This window comes from Nocardioides thalensis, assembly GCF_013410655.1.
Classification (GTDB): Bacteria; Actinomycetota; Actinomycetes; order Propionibacteriales; family Nocardioidaceae; genus Nocardioides; species Nocardioides thalensis.
Map to the genome: position 1 here is coordinate 2,353,038 of NZ_JACCFP010000001.1, position 16,683 is coordinate 2,369,720.

At 70.9% G+C, this 16,683-nt stretch carries 21 protein-coding genes; 1 reads left to right on the forward strand and 20 read right to left on the reverse strand.

Annotated elements, in window-relative coordinates; translation table 11 throughout:
* Positions 1–16: 16 nt before the first annotated feature.
* The 14 genes from HNR19_RS11555 to HNR19_RS11620 all read right to left on the reverse strand — a co-directional run bounded on the left by HNR19_RS11555 (position 17) and on the right by HNR19_RS11620 (position 11,152).
* On the reverse strand, positions 17–559 hold the full coding sequence (locus tag HNR19_RS11555) for an adenine phosphoribosyltransferase (RefSeq protein ID WP_179668055.1): 543 nt from the start codon (positions 557–559) through the stop codon (positions 17–19).
* Positions 556–1,815 (reverse strand): protein translocase subunit SecF, encoded by a 1,260-nt coding sequence (gene secF / locus HNR19_RS11560; protein WP_179668056.1) that lies wholly within the window; start codon positions 1,813–1,815, stop codon positions 556–558. The genes HNR19_RS11555 and secF overlap by 4 nt, the downstream gene beginning before the upstream one ends.
* Positions 1,815–3,596, reverse strand: a complete 1,782-nt coding sequence (secD, locus tag HNR19_RS11565; protein ID WP_179668057.1) for a protein translocase subunit SecD — start codon at positions 3,594–3,596, stop codon at positions 1,815–1,817. The genes secF and secD overlap by 1 nt, the downstream gene beginning before the upstream one ends.
* A 2-nt stretch (positions 3,597–3,598) precedes the next feature.
* The gene (yajC, locus tag HNR19_RS11570; protein WP_179668058.1) at positions 3,599–3,934 is read right to left on the reverse strand and encodes a preprotein translocase subunit YajC; all 336 of its coding nucleotides are present in this window, start codon (positions 3,932–3,934) and stop codon (positions 3,599–3,601) included.
* Positions 3,935–4,076: 142 nt separating this feature from the next.
* Positions 4,077–5,165 carry a Holliday junction branch migration DNA helicase RuvB gene (gene ruvB, locus HNR19_RS11575; protein WP_179668059.1) on the reverse strand — a complete coding sequence of 363 codons (1,089 nt, stop codon included), beginning with the start codon at positions 5,163–5,165 and terminating at the stop codon, positions 4,077–4,079.
* Between the two features lie 14 nt (positions 5,166–5,179).
* A complete protein-coding gene (ruvA, locus tag HNR19_RS11580; RefSeq protein ID WP_179668060.1) occupies positions 5,180–5,776 on the reverse strand; it encodes a Holliday junction branch migration protein RuvA in 597 nt (198 codons plus the stop codon).
* Positions 5,773–6,294 (reverse strand): crossover junction endodeoxyribonuclease RuvC, encoded by a 522-nt coding sequence (gene ruvC / locus HNR19_RS11585; protein ID WP_218910641.1) that lies wholly within the window; start codon positions 6,292–6,294, stop codon positions 5,773–5,775. Before ruvC ends, ruvA begins: the two co-directional genes overlap by 4 nt.
* Positions 6,295–6,384: 90 nt before the next feature.
* Positions 6,385–7,152, reverse strand: a complete 768-nt coding sequence (locus HNR19_RS11590; RefSeq protein ID WP_179668062.1) for a YebC/PmpR family DNA-binding transcriptional regulator — start codon at positions 7,150–7,152, stop codon at positions 6,385–6,387.
* 77 nt (positions 7,153–7,229) lie between these two features.
* Positions 7,230–7,805: a pyridoxal 5'-phosphate synthase glutaminase subunit PdxT gene (pdxT, locus tag HNR19_RS11595; RefSeq protein ID WP_179668063.1), complete on the reverse strand. Its 576-nt coding sequence runs from the start codon at positions 7,803–7,805 to the stop codon at positions 7,230–7,232.
* A gap of 37 nt (positions 7,806–7,842) precedes the next feature.
* Entirely contained in the window at positions 7,843–8,802 is a 960-nt protein-coding gene (locus HNR19_RS11600) for a signal peptidase I (protein WP_179668064.1), read from the reverse strand.
* The gene (locus HNR19_RS11605) at positions 8,799–9,449 is read right to left on the reverse strand and encodes a SipW-dependent-type signal peptide-containing protein (protein WP_179668065.1); all 651 of its coding nucleotides are present in this window, start codon (positions 9,447–9,449) and stop codon (positions 8,799–8,801) included. The genes HNR19_RS11600 and HNR19_RS11605 overlap by 4 nt, the downstream gene beginning before the upstream one ends.
* Entirely contained in the window at positions 9,442–10,044 is a 603-nt protein-coding gene (locus HNR19_RS11610) for an LPXTG cell wall anchor domain-containing protein (RefSeq protein ID WP_179668066.1), read from the reverse strand. The genes HNR19_RS11605 and HNR19_RS11610 overlap by 8 nt, the downstream gene beginning before the upstream one ends.
* 26 nt (positions 10,045–10,070) lie before the next feature.
* On the reverse strand, positions 10,071–10,613 hold the full coding sequence (locus tag HNR19_RS11615; RefSeq protein WP_179668067.1) for a signal peptidase I: 543 nt from the start codon (positions 10,611–10,613) through the stop codon (positions 10,071–10,073).
* 8 nt (positions 10,614–10,621) lie between these two features.
* Positions 10,622–11,152 carry an alternate-type signal peptide domain-containing protein gene (locus HNR19_RS11620; protein ID WP_179668068.1) on the reverse strand — a complete coding sequence of 177 codons (531 nt, stop codon included), beginning with the start codon at positions 11,150–11,152 and terminating at the stop codon, positions 10,622–10,624.
* Between the two features lie 126 nt (positions 11,153–11,278).
* On the opposite strand from HNR19_RS11620, the gene HNR19_RS11625 reads away from it, so the two are divergent.
* Positions 11,279–12,085 carry a hypothetical protein gene (locus tag HNR19_RS11625; RefSeq protein ID WP_179668069.1) on the forward strand — a complete coding sequence of 269 codons (807 nt, stop codon included), beginning with the start codon at positions 11,279–11,281 and terminating at the stop codon, positions 12,083–12,085.
* Positions 12,086–12,092: 7 nt separating this feature from the next.
* Here HNR19_RS11625 and HNR19_RS11630 read toward each other — a convergent pair whose 3' ends face one another.
* From HNR19_RS11630 to HNR19_RS11655, 6 genes are all read right to left on the reverse strand, one after another.
* Positions 12,093–12,713, reverse strand: a complete 621-nt coding sequence (locus HNR19_RS11630) for a hypothetical protein (protein ID WP_179668070.1) — start codon at positions 12,711–12,713, stop codon at positions 12,093–12,095.
* A 104-nt stretch (positions 12,714–12,817) separates the two neighbouring features.
* Positions 12,818–13,711 (reverse strand): pyridoxal 5'-phosphate synthase lyase subunit PdxS, encoded by an 894-nt coding sequence (gene pdxS / locus HNR19_RS11635; RefSeq protein ID WP_179668071.1) that lies wholly within the window; start codon positions 13,709–13,711, stop codon positions 12,818–12,820.
* A gap of 10 nt (positions 13,712–13,721) precedes the next feature.
* Positions 13,722–14,390: a phosphatidylinositol phosphate synthase gene (pgsA, locus tag HNR19_RS11640; protein WP_179668072.1), complete on the reverse strand. Its 669-nt coding sequence runs from the start codon at positions 14,388–14,390 to the stop codon at positions 13,722–13,724.
* 11 nt (positions 14,391–14,401) lie between these two features.
* A complete protein-coding gene (locus HNR19_RS11645; RefSeq protein ID WP_425490669.1) occupies positions 14,402–14,941 on the reverse strand; it encodes an HIT family protein in 540 nt (179 codons plus the stop codon).
* A complete protein-coding gene (locus HNR19_RS11650) occupies positions 14,938–15,696 on the reverse strand; it encodes a TetR/AcrR family transcriptional regulator (protein WP_179668073.1) in 759 nt (252 codons plus the stop codon). The genes HNR19_RS11645 and HNR19_RS11650 overlap by 4 nt, the downstream gene beginning before the upstream one ends.
* A 35-nt stretch (positions 15,697–15,731) precedes the next feature.
* Positions 15,732–16,679, reverse strand: a complete 948-nt coding sequence (locus HNR19_RS11655) for a hypothetical protein (RefSeq protein WP_179668074.1) — start codon at positions 16,677–16,679, stop codon at positions 15,732–15,734.
* Between the last annotated feature and the right edge of the window lie 4 nt (positions 16,680–16,683).

Consider the following 16,683-nt stretch of genomic DNA (forward strand, 5'->3'; position numbering starts at 1 on the left):
ACCAGTCTAGGGGCCGTCAGACCTGGGCGAGCGCGGTGAACGGAAGGTCCCCGATCGCGGACCGCCCGGGGAGGAACGTCAGCTCGATGAGGACCGTCATCGCAGCGACCGTCGCGCCGCAGCGCTCGACCAGCTCCCGGGTGGCGCGCGCGGTGCCGCCCGTCGCGAGCACGTCGTCGACGACGAGCACCCGGTCACCGGGAGCGACTCCGTCGCGGTGCAGCTCGAGCACGGCCTCGCCGTACTCGAGCTCGTAGGAGACGGAGTGGATCTCGCCCGGCAGCTTGCCCGCCTTCCGGACCGGCACGAAGCCGACACCGAGCGCGAGCGCCACGGGGGCGGCGAGGATGAACCCGCGCGCCTCCATGCCGACGACCTTGTCGACGACGACCTCGCCGGCCGGGCCACGGCCGGCGGCAGCGAGCCCGTCGACGACGGCGCCGAAGCCGTCGGGGTCGGCCAGCAGCGGGGTGATGTCCTTGAAGACGATCCCGGGCTGCGGGAAGTCCGGGATGTCGCGGACCAGCCGCTCGATCGCCTCCGCCGCCGGCTGGGTCACTTCTTGCCGCGCTTGGACCGCGGCTGGCGGACCGGCTGCTGGCGCCCTGCGGCGTCGCTCTTGCCGACGGGCCGGTGCTGCTCGGGCACCGTGCGCCCACGCCCCGCGGCCGCGGTCCGGCTCGTCGCCGCCTCGGTGTCCTCGTCGTCCTCGACGTCCGCGCGGAACGAGTCGTCGTCCTCGATCTCCACGGCCTCGGCGCCCTGGTCGCGCACCGGCATGTCGTCGGCGAACGCCGGGACCGCTGCGTAGCGGTCGGCGGCGATGCGCTTCTGCTTCGCGGCAGCGCGACGGGCCTGCTCCTGGACCTCGGACTCGCCGGACTTCAGGTGGACGAGCACCCGGGGAGCCAGCATGACCGAGGAGTAGACGCCGGCGGCCATGCCGACGAACTGAGCCAGTGCCAGGTCCTGCAGCGAGCTCGCACCGAGCTGGACGGCGCTGACGTAGAGGATCGCGCCGATCGGGATCAGGGCCACGATGCTGGTGTTGATCGACCGCACCAGGGTCTGGTTGACCGCGAGGTTGGCGGCGTCGGCGTACGACTCGGTGCTCTTGCGCAGCGTGGTGGTGTTCTCGCGGATCTTGTCGAACACGACGACCGTGTCGTAGAGCGAGAACCCGAGGATCGCGAGCAGGCCGGTGACCGCTGCCGGCGTCACCTGGAAGCCGGACAGGGCGTAGACGCCGACCGTCAGCGCGACGTCGTGGAGCAGGGCGACGAGCGCGGCGACCGACATCTTCCACTCGCGGAAGTAGGCCCAGATGAAGAGCACGACCAGGATCAGGAAGATGATCACGCCGATGATCGCTCGCTCGGCGACCTCCTCGCCCCAGCTCGGGCCGATGTCGGACTGCGAGACGTCGTCGTCGGTGATGTCCGGGAACTCTTCGAAGATCAGCTCGCGGACCGCGTCGCTCTGCTCCGGCGACAGGTTCTCGGTCTGCATCGTGAGTGCCTGGTCGCCCGCGGTCGTCACGGTCGGGTTCTCGGCGTTCTCGATGGCCGCGTCGCCCACCGCCTCGCGCAGCCCGTCGGCGGCCTCCTGGGTGGCCTCGCCGGCGCCGACGGTGATGTTGTACTCCGTGCCGCCGGTGAACTCGACGCCGAAGTTGAGGCCCTTGATCGCGACCACGGCGACCGCGAGGCCGATCAGCACGGCGGAGATGGCGTAGAACAGCCAGCGCTTGCCGATGAAGTCGATCGACTTGCGTCCCTGGTAGAGCTCGTTGCCGAGCCGCGACATCTTGCCCATCAGGCGTTCCCTCCCGCGGTCGCGGCCTTCCGCGCGACCGGTGCGTCGATGCCGAGCGTCTCCGGGCTGAGGCCGGAGAAGCGGTGGCCGGAGTTGAAGATCCGGAACTGGCCGAGCCACGACAGCGCGGGCTTGGTGAACCAGAACAGCACGGCGAGGTCGATCAGGGTCGACAGGCCGAGCGCGAAGCCGAAGCCCTTCACCGCGCCGGTCGCGAAGATGTAGAGCACCAGCGCCGACAGGATCGAGACCGTGTTGGCCGCGATCCGCGTGACGCGGGCGCGTGCCCAACCCGTCTCGACAGCGACCCGCATCGACTTGCCCTCGCGCATCTCGTCACGGATCCGCTCGAAGTAGATGACGAAGGAGTCGGCGGTGATGCCGACCGCGATGATCAGGCCCGCGATGCCGGGCAGCGTCAGCGTGAAGCCCGCGGTCTCCCCGAGCAGCAGCACCATGCCGTAGGTGATGCCCGCCGCCACGAACAGCGACGCGACGACGACCGTGCCGAGCATCCGGTAGTAGAGGAGGCAGTAGAGCATGACCAGCCCCAGGCCGATGCCGCCCGCGAGCAGGCCGGCGCTGAGCTGGTTGCCGGCGAGCGACGGGCCGATCTCCTCGACCAGCGGGTCGTCCTCGAAGTCGATCGGCAGGGCGCCGAACTTCAGGCTGTTGGCGAGGTTGGTCGCCTCGGTCTCGGTGAAGTCGCCGGTGATCTGGGACCGGCCGTCGTAGATCACGTCGTTCATCGTCGGCGGGGACAGGATCTTGCCGTCGAGGACGATCGCGAACTGCTTGGAGTCGTCGCCGGCGAACGCGGCGGACACGGTCTCGAAGTCGTCCTCGGCGCCCGTCGACCCCGGGGGCATCGCCTTGTCGGGGTCGTTGCCCATCTCGATGTTGACGACCCACTGGACGTCGTTCTGCGGGATGCCGGCGGAGGCGTCGGTGAGCTCGGTGCCCTCGATGACCGACGGCGACAGCAGGAACTTGGCGACCTGGCCGTCGCGCTCCCAGCACGCCACGAGCGGCTCGGACGGGACGTCGGTGACGTAGGGCTGGAGCTTCGGGTCCTTGGTCTCGACCGCGGGCTCGCCCTTCTTGGTGACGAGATCACCCTGCTGGTCGCAGGTGACCGCGTTGTAGGCGGCGATCGACTCGGGCGAGGCGGTGTTGATCCACTGGATCGTCTCCTCGGTGGTCATCCACTTGCCGTCGCCCGACTCTTCCTCGGCTCCGTCGGTCGGCTCGTCGGTCGGCGTGCCGCTCGGCTCGTCGCTGGTCTCGCCGTTGCCCGGCTTCTTCGAGGGCTTCTCGGACGGGCTCTCCGACGGGTCGGTGTTGTCGGCGGCGAACGGCGCCGGGCGCAGGGCAGGGACGCCGCCGGAGGCACACGGTCCGGTGCCATCAGCCTCGGAGCACGCGACCAGGCGGAACCGCAGCTGGGCAGTCCGCTTGACGGTCTCCTCGAGCTCGCGGCGGTTCTCGGTGTCGCCGGGGACCTCGACGACGATCCGGTTGCCGCCCTGGGTGGTGACCTCGGCCTCGGTGACACCGCCGCCGTTGACGCGCTGCTCGATGATCCGGCGCGCCTCCTCGAGGTTCTCCTCGGAGGGGTCCTCGCCTTCCTCGGCCGCCAGGGAGATCCGGGTGCCGCCCTGGAGGTCGAGGCCCAGCTGCGGCTTCCAGCTGCCGGCGAGTGCGACGAGGCCGAACAGCACCGCGACGCCCAGGAAGAAGATGACGAGGGTCCGGCCGGGCCGGAGACGTCGGGCCGCCATGCTCAGCGCTCCTCGGTGTCGGTGTCGGGAGCGTCGGTGGCCTCAGCGTCGCGCTGCTCGCCGAGCTCCGGGGCCGGCTCGTCACGCAGGATCTGCGCGACCGCGCCGCGCGCGACCTTGATCTCGACGCCCGGGGCGATCGTCACCATCAGGTGCGTGTCCTCGATCGCCGCGATGGTGCCGAAGACTCCCGAGCTCAGGAGCACCTCGTCACCCGCGGAGATCGCGGACTGCATCTGGACGAGCTCGCGCTGACGTCGCATCTGGGGGCGGATGATGAGCAGCCAGAAGACGAGCGCGATCGCGATGATCGGCAGCAGGCCGACGAGGGTATCCAAGGGAACGTTGCCTCTCACAGGTGTGCAGTACGGCGTGGGCACGCCGCAGCGTCCGAGCAGGACGAAGCAGCGGCCGCGGGCCGACTGCGAAGTGTAGCCCCGGGCTGGATGCTCGGCGGCATTCCCCCGAACTCGCCCGCTGCTACTGCTCGGGGACGTCCTCGAAGAGCGTGGCGTCGCCGGCCTCGGTCGTCGGCGGAGCGGTCAGGCCGAGGTGCCGCCAGGCCGCGGGTGTCGCGATCCGGCCGCGTGGGGTCCGCGCGAGGAACCCGTTGCGCACGAGGAACGGCTCCGCCACCTCCTCGACCGTCTCGCGCTCCTCCCCGACGGCGACCGCGAGGGTCGAGACCCCGACGGGGCCGCCGCCGAAGCGGCTGCACAGGACGTCGAGGACCGCGCGGTCGAGACGGTCGAGGCCGAGCTCGTCGACCTCGTAGAGGTCGAGCGCGGACCGGGCGACCTCGACGGTGACCACGCCGTCGGCACGCACCTGGGCGTAGTCGCGCACCCGGCGCAGCAGCCGGTTGGCGATGCGGGGCGTGCCGCGAGAGCGCGAGGCGATCTCGGCAGACCCCTCGTCGGTGAGGTCGACGCCGAGCAGCCCCGCCGAGCGGTGCAGGATCCGGTCGAGGTCGGCGGGCTCGTAGAACTCGAGGTGGGCGGTGAAGCCGAACCGGTCGCGGAGCGGGCCCGGGAGCAGCCCGGCCCGAGTGGTCGCGCCGACCAGCGTGAACGGCGGAATCTCGAGCGGGATCGCGGTCGCGCCAGGCCCCTTGCCGATGACGACGTCGACCCGGAAGTCCTCCATCGCCATGTAGAGCATCTCCTCGGCGGGCCGCGACATCCGGTGGATCTCGTCGACGAAGAGGACCTCGCCCTCGTTGAGGCCGGAGAGGATGGCGGCCAGGTCGCCGGCGTGGGTGATCGCCGGTCCGCTCGTGAGGCGCAGCGGCGACTGCATCTCGTGGGCGATGATCATCGCCAGGGTCGTCTTGCCCAGCCCGGGCGGGCCGGAGAGCAGCACGTGGTCGGGGGCCCTCCCCCGCTGCCGGGCCGCCTCGAGCACCAGGCCGAGCTGGTCGCGCACCCGCGACTGTCCGACGACCTCGTCGAGGCTGCGCGGGCGGAGCGCCGCCTCGACGGCGCGCTCGTCGCCCTCCGCCTCGGCGGCGGTCAGGGACCGCAGGTGGGTCCCCTCGGCCGCCTCGAGCTCCTCTTCGTGGAAGGGCATGTGGTCAGTGTTCCTCAGGCCTTCGACAGGGTCTGCAGGGCCGCGCGCAGCAGCGCACCGACGTCAGGAGCCGCACCGGCCTGGTCGGCCACGGCATCCACCGCCTTGTCGGCGTCCTTGGCGTTGTAGCCGAGACCCACGAGGCCCTGGGCGACCTGGTCGCGCCACGGGGCCTGCGGCGCGACTGCCGCGGCGCCCGCGGTCCCGGTCGGCGCGCCGATGCGGTCCTTGAGCTCGAGGATGATGCGTTGGGCGCCCTTCTGGCCGATGCCAGGCACCTTCGTCAACGTCTTGACGTCGTCGGCCGCGATGGCGACGCGGATGCCGTCGGGCGAGAGCACCGCCAGCATCGCCTGCGCCAGCTTCGGCCCCACGCCGGAGGCGGTCTGCACCAGCTCGAACGTGGACTTCTCGTCGTCGTCGGTGAAGCCGAACAGGGTCAGCGAGTCCTCGCGGACGACCATGCTCGTCGGCAGCGTCGCCTCGTGCCCCGGCCGCAGCCCGGCGAGGGTGGCGGGGGTGCACATGAGCTCGAGCCCGACTCCGCCGACCTCGAGCACGGCGCTCGAGAGCGTGACGGCCGAGACCCGGCCTCGGACGAACGCGATCATCGGTGACCTCTTCTTCCTGCGGCGGCGGCCAGCGCGGCGTCGATGCGGGCCTGCGCGCCGCCGCGCCAGATGTGCGTGATGGCCAGTGCCAGCGCGTCGGCGGCGTCGGCGGGCTTGGGGGTCGCCTCGAGACGCAGGATGCGCGTGACCATCGCCCCCACCTGGGTCTTGTCGGCGCGGCCGTTGCCGGAGACGGCGGCCTTCACTTCGCTCGGCGTGTGGAGCGCGATCGGCAGCCCGCGGCGCGCGGCACAGACCATCGCGACCCCTGCCGCCTGCGCCGTACCCATGATCGTGCTGACGTCGGAGCGGGCGAAGATCCGCTCGATCGCGACCGCGTCGGGGCGGTAGTCGTCGAGGCGCGCCTCGATGCCCGCCTCGATCGTGACCAGGCGGTCGGGCACCGCGAGGTCGGAGGAGGTGCGGATGACGCTGACGTCGACGAGGCTCAGCGGTCGCCCGACCGTCCCCTCGACGACTCCCGTCCCGCACCGGGTCAGGCCGGGATCGATCCCCAGCACCCGCATCGCACGCTCCTCATCCTGTCGAACAGATGTTCGCAGGCTATCCCGCCCGGCCGGATGAGATCGTCAGGACACGCGGGCGCGTCAGACCTCGACCGACTCCATGACGTCGTCGGGGACGTCGGCGTTGGAGAAGACGTTCTGGACGTCGTCGAGGTCGTCGACGGCGTCGATGAGGCGGAAGACCTTGCCGGCGGCGTCGGGGTCGGCGACCGGGATGTCCATCGAGGCGACGAACTGCACCTCGGCGGAGTCGTAGTCGATGCCGGCGGCCTGGAGCGCCGTACGGACCGCGACGACGTCGGTCGCCTCGGACTGCACCTCGAAGCTGTCGCCCAGGTCACTGACCTCCTCGGCCCCGGCGTCGAGGGTGGCCTCGAGGACGTCGTCCTCCGTGACCTCCTTGCCCTCCTGGGCCTTCGGTACGACGACGACGCCCTTGCGGTTGAACAGCCGCGACACCGAGCCGGGGTCGGCCATGCTGCCGCCGTTGCGGGTGACCGCGGTGCGGACCTCCATGGCGGCCCGGTTGCGGTTGTCGGTGAGGCACTCCACGAGCAGCGCGACGCCCTGCGGCCCGTAGACCTCGTACATGATCGTCTCGTAGTCGACGCCGCCGCCCTCGAGGCCGCCGCCGCGCTTGACCGCGGAGTCGATGTTCTTGTTGGGGACCGACTGCTTCTTCGCCTTCTGGATGGCGTCGTAGAGCGTGGGGTTGCCGGCGGGGTCGGGACCACCCATCTTCGCCGCGATCTCGATGTTCTTGATCAGCTTGGCGAAGAGCTTGCCGCGCTTGGCGTCGATCGCGGCCTTCTTGTGCTTGGTGGTCGCCCACTTGGAGTGGCCAGACATGCGTCCCTACTTCCGCTCTATGGTTTCGAGGCTCGGCGCTGGGGCGCCTCGCACCTCAACCACCGGGTCAAGGGATTCTATCGACCGACCAGTTCGAGGAAGAGACGGTGCACCCGTCCGTCCCCGTCGACCTCGGGATGGAACGACGTGGCCAGCAGGTGTCCCTGCCGTACGGCGACCGGGTGCCCTTCGGCCGAGGCGAGCACCTCGACGCCGGGCCCGACCTCCTCGACCCACGGCGCCCGGATGAAGACGGCATGCACCGGGTCGTCGAGGCCGGTGAACGGGAGGTCCGCCTCGAACGAGTCGACCTGGCGCCCGAACGCGTTGCGCCGCACGGTGACGTCGAGCCCGCCGATGGTCTCCTGGCCCTCGATCCCGTCGCGGATCCGGTCGGCGAGCAGGATCATCCCGGCGCACGTGCCGAACGTCGGCATCCCGTCCTTGACCCGCTGCCGCAGCGGGTCGAGCAGGTCGAAGGTGCGCGCCAGCTTGGCCATGGTCGTGGACTCGCCGCCCGGCAGCACCAGCCCGTCGCAGCGCTCGAGCTCGCTCGGTCGGCGGACGGTGAACGCGTCGGCACCGAGCGCGCTGAGCGTCGCGACGTGCTCGCGGACGTCGCCCTGCAAGGCGAAGACTCCGATGGCTGGCACGAACGCAGGCTAATCGGCGACGGGATCCGGGTCGGCGTCAGGCCCACCCGCATCGCATCGCGGCGCCGATGATGAGGATGCTGGCGCGGCGAATGGGAGTCGATGTCGTGGTCGCTGCGACCCACGACGTCGTGGCCGTCAATCGGGCCCTGATGATGACGGTGTAGTTGGCGTTGATGCCGACCAGACCGGTGCCGATGTCCAGGGTCACGGTCGCTCCTGTCGCGGTGCCGTTGCCCACTACGCCGCTGGCGACTGCCGCTCCCCCGGTCGTCTGCACCTCCCAGACGTATTCGTATCGACTATCGACCTGGGTCCAAGTGAGTCGTGCGATGTTTCCGAGGATGAGCACACCGTCGACGTTCTGACACTGGGGCTGGGCTTGGGAGGCGACGGTGTGCGCAGCTAGGGCGCCACCGGTCGCCGCCGAGGTGTCGGTGAACGCGGCGGCGGTGCCGGTCGTCGCCGCAACCGTCACGGCGGCCGCCGCGCCGGCAGCAGCCAGGCCCGTCGCCCTCCGCTTCCCGCCCGCGGGCCGCCGGCGGAAGATCACGACGAGCATCGCGAGGACGAAGCCGCCCATCAGGCACATCCCCAGCGGCGTGCCGATCCAGGAGACGACGTATCCCGCCACCGGCACCGACCAGAAGACCCGGTCCGTCTCGCCGACCGGGTAGGTCTCGACGTCGGGCGCGGCGTTCGCGTCGCCCTGCAGGGTGAGGACCCGGACCTCCCCCTCGCCGGCGATGCCGACGATGCGGTGCGTCACTCGCGTGCCGTCGCTCGTGACCACGCTGACGACATCGCCCACGGCGAGGTCGTCAGCGGCGACCGGGCGGGAGAGGCCCAGGGCGCCGGCCGGGATCTCGGGGCCCATCGAGCCGGACCGGAAGACCAGCGGCTTCACCCCGGCGACCAGCCCCGCGAGGGCGAGCAGGAGGCAGAGCGAGCCGACGATCGCGCCGATCGTCAGCAGCCCGCTCCGCACCCGGGTCACGACGTCACCTGGGTCGCCGAGAGGTCGAAGCGGAGCTGGCCCTGCCTGCCCTGGTTGGCGTTGTCGGCGGTCGAGACCATCGACACCAGGACGCAGAGCTGGGCGTCCGTCGCGCCGGCGTCGACGCGTCGCGCGGCGCTGGTCACGATGGTGCTCCCGGCGGTGACGGTCACCGGCGACGCCGTCAGGGCCGTGCCTCCACAGGTCTGCTGGACGGGATAGGTCGTGTCGACGGTCACCGGGCTGCCGGCATACAGCTGCACCTGGATGGGGGTGCCGACGAACGTCCAGGCGGGCGATCCGCCCTGCGTGACGGTGGCGGTGTAGGTGAAGTCGGCCTGGCCGACGTTCCTGACCGCGAGCGGGAAGGCGTAGGCCTCCGACGGCGTCAGGTTGGGCACCGTGACGTGGGAGGCGGAGAACGCCGTACCCGTGCCCACGGCGCCCCACGGACCGGCCGTGGTCTGCGCGACCTGGAGGTCCATGGCGCCGGACGTGACGGGGCCGGTGCTGACCGCCGCGGTGTCGGTCCAGTACGCCGTCGTGCCCGCGACGCCCAGCGCCAGCACGACCCCGAGGGACAAGACGGCCCGGGTCCGACCGCTGCCGAACCACACGCGCCGCCGCGGCGCGGCGTGCCTAGCCATCGGCCCGCTCCTGTCGTCTCCGGCCAGCCACGAGCGCGACGCCGCTGCCCAGCAGCGCCGCGCCGAGGAGGACGAGCCACCGGCTGACGCCGCTGCCGGCATCCGGCAGGTGTCCGCCGGGGTCGGTGCCGCGCTGGGCAAGGGTGACGACGAGGTCGAGCGGCAGCAGATCGGTCATCGACTGATTCGTCGACTCCCACAGGAAGTCGACCCGCACGTCGACCCGGGCCACCTCCCCTCGCTCGACGTCGCGCCGAACCAACGGGCTGAGGTCGGCGCCGTTGCGCAGCGGGATCCATTCCCCCCGTGACACCCGCGCCGCGATCTCGATGTCGTCGTCGGGGAGCAGGTCCGCCGGGTCGCGCGTCGTGACGGCGACCGTCATCGTCGCGTCGGTCGGTCCGTCGTCGCGAACGTAGAACTTCTCGACCTCACTGTCGCCCGGCACCCAGCGAAAGCCCCGGTCGAACAACGGTTGCCGGAGGTCGTTGCGCCAGTGTCGGCCGTCGGAGCTCAGCGCGAGATCGTCCGCGTGCGCCGACGGCACGTCCGCGGCCGCGAGGGCAAGCGCCGCCGACAGTGCGAGGGGGAGCATCCGAGCCTGCGTCCACGGGGATGTCATCAGGCCGGCTCCCCCCGGAGGCGGCGCCCGCGGAGCGCGCCGGTGAACATGTAGGCGGCGTAGCCGAGGAGACCACCGGCAGCCAGGTAGACGGTCGTTCGGCGCTGTCGACCGGTGAGCAGCTGGTTGACACGCCCCACGTGGGGAACGGCGTACCAGAGCCTGCCTCTGACCTGCACCGCTCGCACCGGATCCGGATCGACCGCGTCGTTGGCGTCACCTTGCGTCGTGAAGGTGACCTCTCCGGTGAGGCTGGTCGACACCGTCACCACGCGGTGCGTGACGACCGTCGAGCTGCCCGACTCCCGCTGGTAGGTGATCACGTCGCCGCTCCGGACGTCCTCGGGAGCGACCGGCCTCACCACCACGAGGGTGCCGGGCGGATAGTCGGGTCGCATCGAGCCGGTGAGCACGCTGTAGGGAGTCCCGCCCGCAACTCGTGGGACCAGCACTGCGACCGTCACCGCAGCGACCACCCCGAGGATCAGCGACCAGGCCACGACCTGGCCGACCCACCGCAGGGCGGGTCGCCCGCCCGCCATCGGATGGCCTAGGGGTGCGGGTCGGCCTGGACAGCGGTGACGACGAGGCCGTTGAGCGCACTCGTCGAGACGCCCTGGGACTCGTTGTCCGCGGACGCTCCGTACGGCCAGTCGACCGTGATCGTGAGGGAGACCGCTCCCGACGTCGTGACGGTACCGCCTCCGGTGAGGTCCGCGGTGATGTCGACGGCGTCGACGTTGACGGCATCAGGGGCCGCATCGTTGAAGGCCGCCTCGGCCGTGGCCACCGACGAGTCGTCGAGCGCCACCGTCGCCGCGATGTGGTCACCGGTCATGGTGATCGTCCCGGTGCACGCCTTGGTGACCGTGTCACCTGGGACGAGCAGCTGGACGTCGGTGTCCGCGCCCTCGGTCCAGGTGTCGGCGCAATCGAGGTCGGACAGCGTCAGCGTGCCGGCCGCGATCGTGCCACCGTCGACGGTCCCATCGTCGCTCCAGAACGCGACGGTGCCGGCGCCACCGAGGAGCAGCACCGCGGCGCCGCTCGCGGCCAGTGCGCCCTTGGTCGTTCTTCTCATAGCATCCTCCCCAGCGATCGCGGGGCCCGGGACCGGGTCCCGATCCATCGACGGTAGGTACGGTGTTCGCCCGGTCATAGGGCTTCGACCGAACACTGGCCGACCGGACAGGAGAGCTGGCTAACAATGACTAGGCGCGGAGCGACGATCGTCGTCGCCCTCAGCGTCACGTTGGCTGCTGGTCTGTCGGCGTGCGGTGGCGACGACCGGGTTGACCCGACGCCGCGCACCGTCCTCTCCAGTACTGCGCCGTCGCCGGCGCGCACGTCGGCTGCCGCAACAGAGGGGCCCGCGGGCGAGCCCACCACCGCCTACGCGGCGTGGCTCACCGCACTGGCCCGGCACGACGCCGCCACCGCGTGTGCGTTGCAGGCACCGGAGCTCACCATCGAGCTGCGGATGGAGGCGATCCTCGTGGACCGGGCCGAGCTCGGTGACCCGTGCGTCGGCTTCGTAGCACTGCTGTGGGAGGACCCGGCATTCGAGTCCGAGATCGTCGACGTCAGCGTCACCCAGCTGACCGAGGAGGACGCGCTCCTCGCGGTGCACCTGGGCCAGGGCGAGGACCTCACCCAGCAGACCGTGCGGATGGTCTACCACCGCGCCAAGTGGCGGGTCTTTTCCACCGAGGAGCGGACGGGCGAGGACGAGTCCGTACCCGGCGACGCAGCTCGCTGGGTCGAGGCGTGGTGCGACCTCGACCCGTCGATGACCCGCGAGGAGCTGGTCGATGCCATGGGCGCGCCGTCGGGCGAGTACACCGTCAGTGACGGCGGCGAGCCGCAGCTCTGGTGGGCGCAGGACCAGTACGACTTCCGTGCCTACCTCGACCCCAGCAGCACGGACGGCTCGGTGCTCGAGCTGGTCGGCGACTACGACGCGTTGTCCGAGAACGACCGGGCGCTGCTCCCCTGTCCCGAGCTGCGGAGCTGAGCGTCGCTCAAGCCATCTCCGGCACCCGCAGGTGCGCGATCACGAGGTCGTACTCCCCCGCGTCGACGACGTCGACACCGGCCTCGCGGGCACCGGAGTCACGGATCGCCCAGGCCTCGTCGCGGCTCTCCTCCAGCGCCCGCCAGGTGTCGTAGGAGACCGTCGAGCACGCGCGCTTCGTCTCCCGGTTGACCATCAGGCTCGCGCTGCAGAATCCGTCGACCTGCTCGAGCCGCGGCATGATCGCGGAGCGGTAGAGCTCGATCCCCCGGTCCACGTTGGCGTGATCGGTGCGGAACCAGGTGACCCGGCAGCACGCGCCCTGGGGCGTGGCGTGACCGCGGTGCATCGCCGCGATCTCCCACTCCTCCACGCGCGGGACAGAGTCGAGGATGCTGCCCAGCCGGTCGCGGGCGCTCGTCAGCCGCTCGTTGCTGTCGTGCATCGCGTCGGCGCTCTGCCACGCGGTCGTGGCGATGCAGTCGCCGGACTCGCGGTCGACCATCATCGACAGCCCGACGCAGCCCGACAGCTCGTTCAGCATGGGCATGACCTCGCCGTCGACGTACGAGATGCCGCCATCGAGGGCGGTGGGGTCACCGGAGAAGGTGGAGGAGCGCGCGAACATCACAGGGTTTCCCGTCCGTCGGGGCAGCGCCCCAGCGACGCCGCCGGTCAGGACCCACGTTCCTCGTGACCCGTCAGTAGCGCAACGGGTCGCGGCAGGCTTTACTACCAGCCGCGCTCGGCGAGCCGGTGCGGCTGCGGGATCTCCTCGACGTTGATGCCGACCATCGCCTCGCCCAGGCCGCGGGAGACCTTGGCGACCACGTCGGGGTCGTCGTAGAACGTGGTGGCCTTCACGATCGCCTCGGCGCGCTGGGCGGGGTTGCCGGACTTGAAGATGCCGGAGCCGACGAACACGCCCTCGGCGCCGAGCTGCATCATCATCGCCGCGTCGGCCGGGGTCGCGATGCCGCCGGCGGTGAACAGCACGACCGGGAGCTTGCCGGTGCGCGCGACCTCGACGACCAGGTCGTACGGCGCCTGGAGCTCCTTCGCTGCGACGTACAGTTCGTCGTCGGCGAGCGAGCCCAGTCGGCGGATCTCGCCGCGGATCGTGCGCATGTGGGTGACGGCGTTGGACACGTCGCCCGTGCCGGCCTCGCCCTTGGAGCGGATCATCGCCGCGCCCTCGGTGATGCGGCGCAGCGCCTCGCCCAGGTTGGTCGCACCGCACACGAACGGCACCGTGAACGCCCACTTGTCGATGTGGTTGGCGTAGTCGGCCGGGGTCAGTACCTCGGACTCGTCGATGTAGTCCACCCCGAGGGACTGCAGCACCTGTGCCTCGGCGAAGTGACCGATCCGGGCCTTGGCCATCACCGGGATCGAGACGGCCTCGATGATGCCGTCGATCATGTCGGGGTCGCTCATCCGGGAGACGCCGCCCTGGGCGCGGATGTCGGCGGGGACCCGCTCGAGCGCCATCACGGCGACCGCGCCGGCGTCCTCGGCGATCTTGGCCTGCTCGGGGGTGACCACGTCCATGATCACGCCGCCCTTGAGCATCTCGGCCATGCCGCGCTTGACCCGGGTAGTGCCGATCTCGTGCTGCTCGCTCATACCGGTGATTCTAGGTCGCAGCGGGCTCGTCGCCCGCATCGGGACCGGCGCTGGACGCCGGGCCTGATCCCGCGTCCAGCGCGACCGCCTGCCGGTAGACCTTCAGCACCCGGAAGCCCACCGTGTAGGTGCTCGCCGCCGCCAGCGCCCAGAGGGTGACGTACATCAGGATCGGCAGGTCGAACAGTGCTCCGAGCCCGGTCATCACCAGGATCGAGACGAGCCGGTCGGCACGCTCCGCGATCCCGCCCTTGGCGTCGAGGCCCAGCGACTCGGCCTTGGCGCGGGCGTAAGACGTCACGTTGCCCATGACCAGGCACCACACCGTCACGCACAGGTAGAGGTAGCTGTCGCCGGGGCCCGCGAAGTACAGCGCCAGCCCGCCGAAGATCGCCGCGTCACCGATCCGGTCGAGGGTGGAGTCCCAGAACGACCCGAACGTCGACGTCTTGCCCGTGAGCCGGGCCATGTAGCCGTCCATCAGGTCGCTGAAGACGAACGCCGTGATGACCAGGACACCCGTCAGCAGGTAGCCGCGCGGGAAGAACACCAGCGCCCCGGCGGACACGCCGACCGTCCCGAAGAACGTGACCATGTTGGGGGTGACCCCCATCTTGATCAGCAGGTGGGCGACGGGCGACCAGATCTTCACCCAGAAGGCGCGGAAGCGTTCGAGCACGAGGCGGGAGATTACCCGTCCCAGGCGTCGGCCAGGAGGTCGCGGGTGTCGCCGAGCAGCTGCGGCAGCGTCTTGGTGCCGGCGATCACCGTCATGAAGTTGGCGTCGCCCGACCACCGCGGCACCACGTGCTGGTGCAGGTGCCCCGACAGCGAGCCGCCAGCGACGCCCCCAAGGTTGAGGCCGACGTTGAACGCGTGCGGCCGCGCGACCCGCCGTACAGCGGAGATCGCGCGCTTGGTCAGCTCGAGGACCTCGGCGGTCTCGTCGTGGTCGAGCTCGGTCAGGTCGGCGACGTGCCGGTAGGGCAGCACCATCAGGTGACCGGGGTTGTAGGGATACAGGTTCAGCACGGCGTACGACGTGACGCCGCGGGCGACCACGAGGTCGTCGTCGTACGACGTCTCCGGGTCGCGCGTGATCCGGCAGAACGGGCACTCCGGCAGGTCGCTGGGACGCTCGGCGCCGTCGCGGTCGAGGTTCTGCGGCGTCTTGACGTACGCCATCCGGTGAGGGGTCCAGAGGCGCTCCAGACCGTCGGGATCGGTCACGCCCCGGTGGCCTGGCTCGGCTCGACTGCTCCCGGCTCGGTGCCCATCGAGTGGAGGAGGTCGACGATGCGACCGTCCGGCAGCGTGATGCCGCGGGAGAGCGCCATGCCGTTGATCTGCAGCCAGATCGACTCGGACATGATGTCGATGAACTGTTGGATGTCGGGCACACGCGGGTCGCGGCTGGCCCAGCGCCGGATGCCGGTGAACGCGGCGCCGATCAGGGCGAACACCCACGGGTCGATGCCGTCGCGGTCGTCCTGGCTGAGCTCGACGCCGACGTAGGCGACGACGGTGTCCATGATCGCCTCTATCGCCTCCGCGATCTTCTCGAACGCCTCCTGCAGCGGGGTGGGGCCCCAGCCGGAGAGGTCGCGCTCGGCGAACCAGAAGAGGCTCGGGTTGTCGACCGACCACAGCACGAAGCCCTCGATCACCCGGTGGATGATCTCCTCGGGCGTGCCGTCGTGGGCCAGCGCCGGGATGAGCACCTCGCCGAGGCGGTTGCAGATCTCGCGCTGGACCGCGCGGTCGAGGTCGGCCTTGTCGGCGAAGTGGCGGTACATCACGGTGCGCGCGACGCCGGACTCCTCGGAGATCGCCTGGATCTGTACCTCCTCGCCGGGACTCTGCCGGCCGAGGACGGTGATCGCCGCGTCGATGATCTTCTGACGTCGCGCCTGGTTGTGCTTGCGCCAGCGCAGGCTGCGTCCGTCGGGCACAGCAACTTCTTCCGCTGCGTCGTCGGGAGCCATGCCCGCAGAGTACCCGGCAGTGGAACTGGTTCTCCTCAATATTGGTGGAACCAACGGCCGAGGTCGGCGGCCACGCCGGGGCAGGTGATGTTCTGGTCCCGGGAGTCCTGGACCCACTGGCCGAGGATGCCCTTGCCGCCCTGGATCGACCAGTCGTCGCCGCACCGGTTCAGCGCCTCCTCCGACGACGTCTCCCCCGCCGCGCGCCACTCCGGCACACCGAGCGAGAGGTCGCCGACCACCTCGTCCCAGAGGTACGGCGTGGAGTAGACGCCGATCTCATAGCCCGCGTCGGTGTAGGCGCGCGCAGCGCCCACGACGACCGCCGCGTTGGCCCGCACGTCGGCGCTCCACTCGAAGTCCGGGACCGGCTCGACGTCGATCCAGACGATGGGCGTCTGGAGGCCGGCGTCGGCCATCGACCCGATGTTGTAGCGGGCCTGCTGGTAGCCGACGTTGCGCAACCGGCCGAGGTCGCTGCCCGCGTCGAAGGGGCCGTCGCCGCCGTACTCGTCGAGCGTCGGCTCGTCGGGATAGCTCGCGACGGCGTAGGCCGAGATCATCAGGCCCCGCTCCTCGACCCAGGCGACCTGGTCGGCGAGGCACGGGTTGGGGGTGAATCCGGGCCCGTTGGTGAGCCCGACGACGACGTACTCGGCCTGCGGGATCGGCATCGGCATGCCCTGGCTGCGCTTCTCGGGGATGCCCATCCCCTTGGGGCACTGCGGCCAGCTGATGTCAGCGCCGAGGACCGGCTCGTCGCGCCGCTCGATCGTGCCCGAGCCGCCCTCGTTGGAGAGGCGCTCGGCCTCCTCGGCGAGATCCTCCACCTGGTCGCCGGGAACCTTGCCGTCCTTGCCGTCCTTGCCGGCGCCGCGGGACTGCTTGCCGCTCGACGCGTCCGGCTCGCCGGGCGGCGTCGTCGTACCGCCGCACCCTCCGAGGAGGAGGAGTACGGCGACCGCGGCGACCCCCCGGCGCATGAGC

Coding starts and splice junctions, on each gene's coding strand:
- secF (WP_179668056.1), bottom strand. CDS start 1,815: ATGGGCAAGATGTCGCGGCTCGGCAACGAGCTCTACCAGGGACGCAAG.
- secD (WP_179668057.1), bottom strand. CDS start 3,596: ATGGCGGCCCGACGTCTCCGGCCCGGCCGGACCCTCGTCATCTTCTTC.
- ruvB (WP_179668059.1), bottom strand. CDS start 5,165: ATGCCCTTCCACGAAGAGGAGCTCGAGGCGGCCGAGGGGACCCACCTG.
- ruvA (WP_179668060.1), bottom strand. CDS start 5,776: ATGATCGCGTTCGTCCGAGGCCGGGTCTCGGCCGTCACGCTCTCGAGC.
- HNR19_RS11590 (WP_179668062.1), bottom strand. CDS start 7,152: ATGTCTGGCCACTCCAAGTGGGCGACCACCAAGCACAAGAAGGCCGCG.
- HNR19_RS11605 (WP_179668065.1), bottom strand. CDS start 9,449: ATGGCTAGGCACGCCGCGCCGCGGCGGCGCGTGTGGTTCGGCAGCGGT.
- HNR19_RS11610 (WP_179668066.1), bottom strand. CDS start 10,044: ATGCTCCCCCTCGCACTGTCGGCGGCGCTTGCCCTCGCGGCCGCGGAC.
- HNR19_RS11615 (WP_179668067.1), bottom strand. CDS start 10,613: ATGGCGGGCGGGCGACCCGCCCTGCGGTGGGTCGGCCAGGTCGTGGCC.
- HNR19_RS11620 (WP_179668068.1), bottom strand. CDS start 11,152: ATGAGAAGAACGACCAAGGGCGCACTGGCCGCGAGCGGCGCCGCGGTG.
- HNR19_RS11625 (WP_179668069.1), top strand. CDS start 11,279: ATGACTAGGCGCGGAGCGACGATCGTCGTCGCCCTCAGCGTCACGTTG.
- HNR19_RS11630 (WP_179668070.1), bottom strand. CDS start 12,713: ATGTTCGCGCGCTCCTCCACCTTCTCCGGTGACCCCACCGCCCTCGAT.
- pdxS (WP_179668071.1), bottom strand. CDS start 13,711: ATGAGCGAGCAGCACGAGATCGGCACTACCCGGGTCAAGCGCGGCATG.
- HNR19_RS11650 (WP_179668073.1), bottom strand. CDS start 15,696: ATGGCTCCCGACGACGCAGCGGAAGAAGTTGCTGTGCCCGACGGACGC.
- HNR19_RS11655 (WP_179668074.1), bottom strand. CDS start 16,679: ATGCGCCGGGGGGTCGCCGCGGTCGCCGTACTCCTCCTCCTCGGAGGG.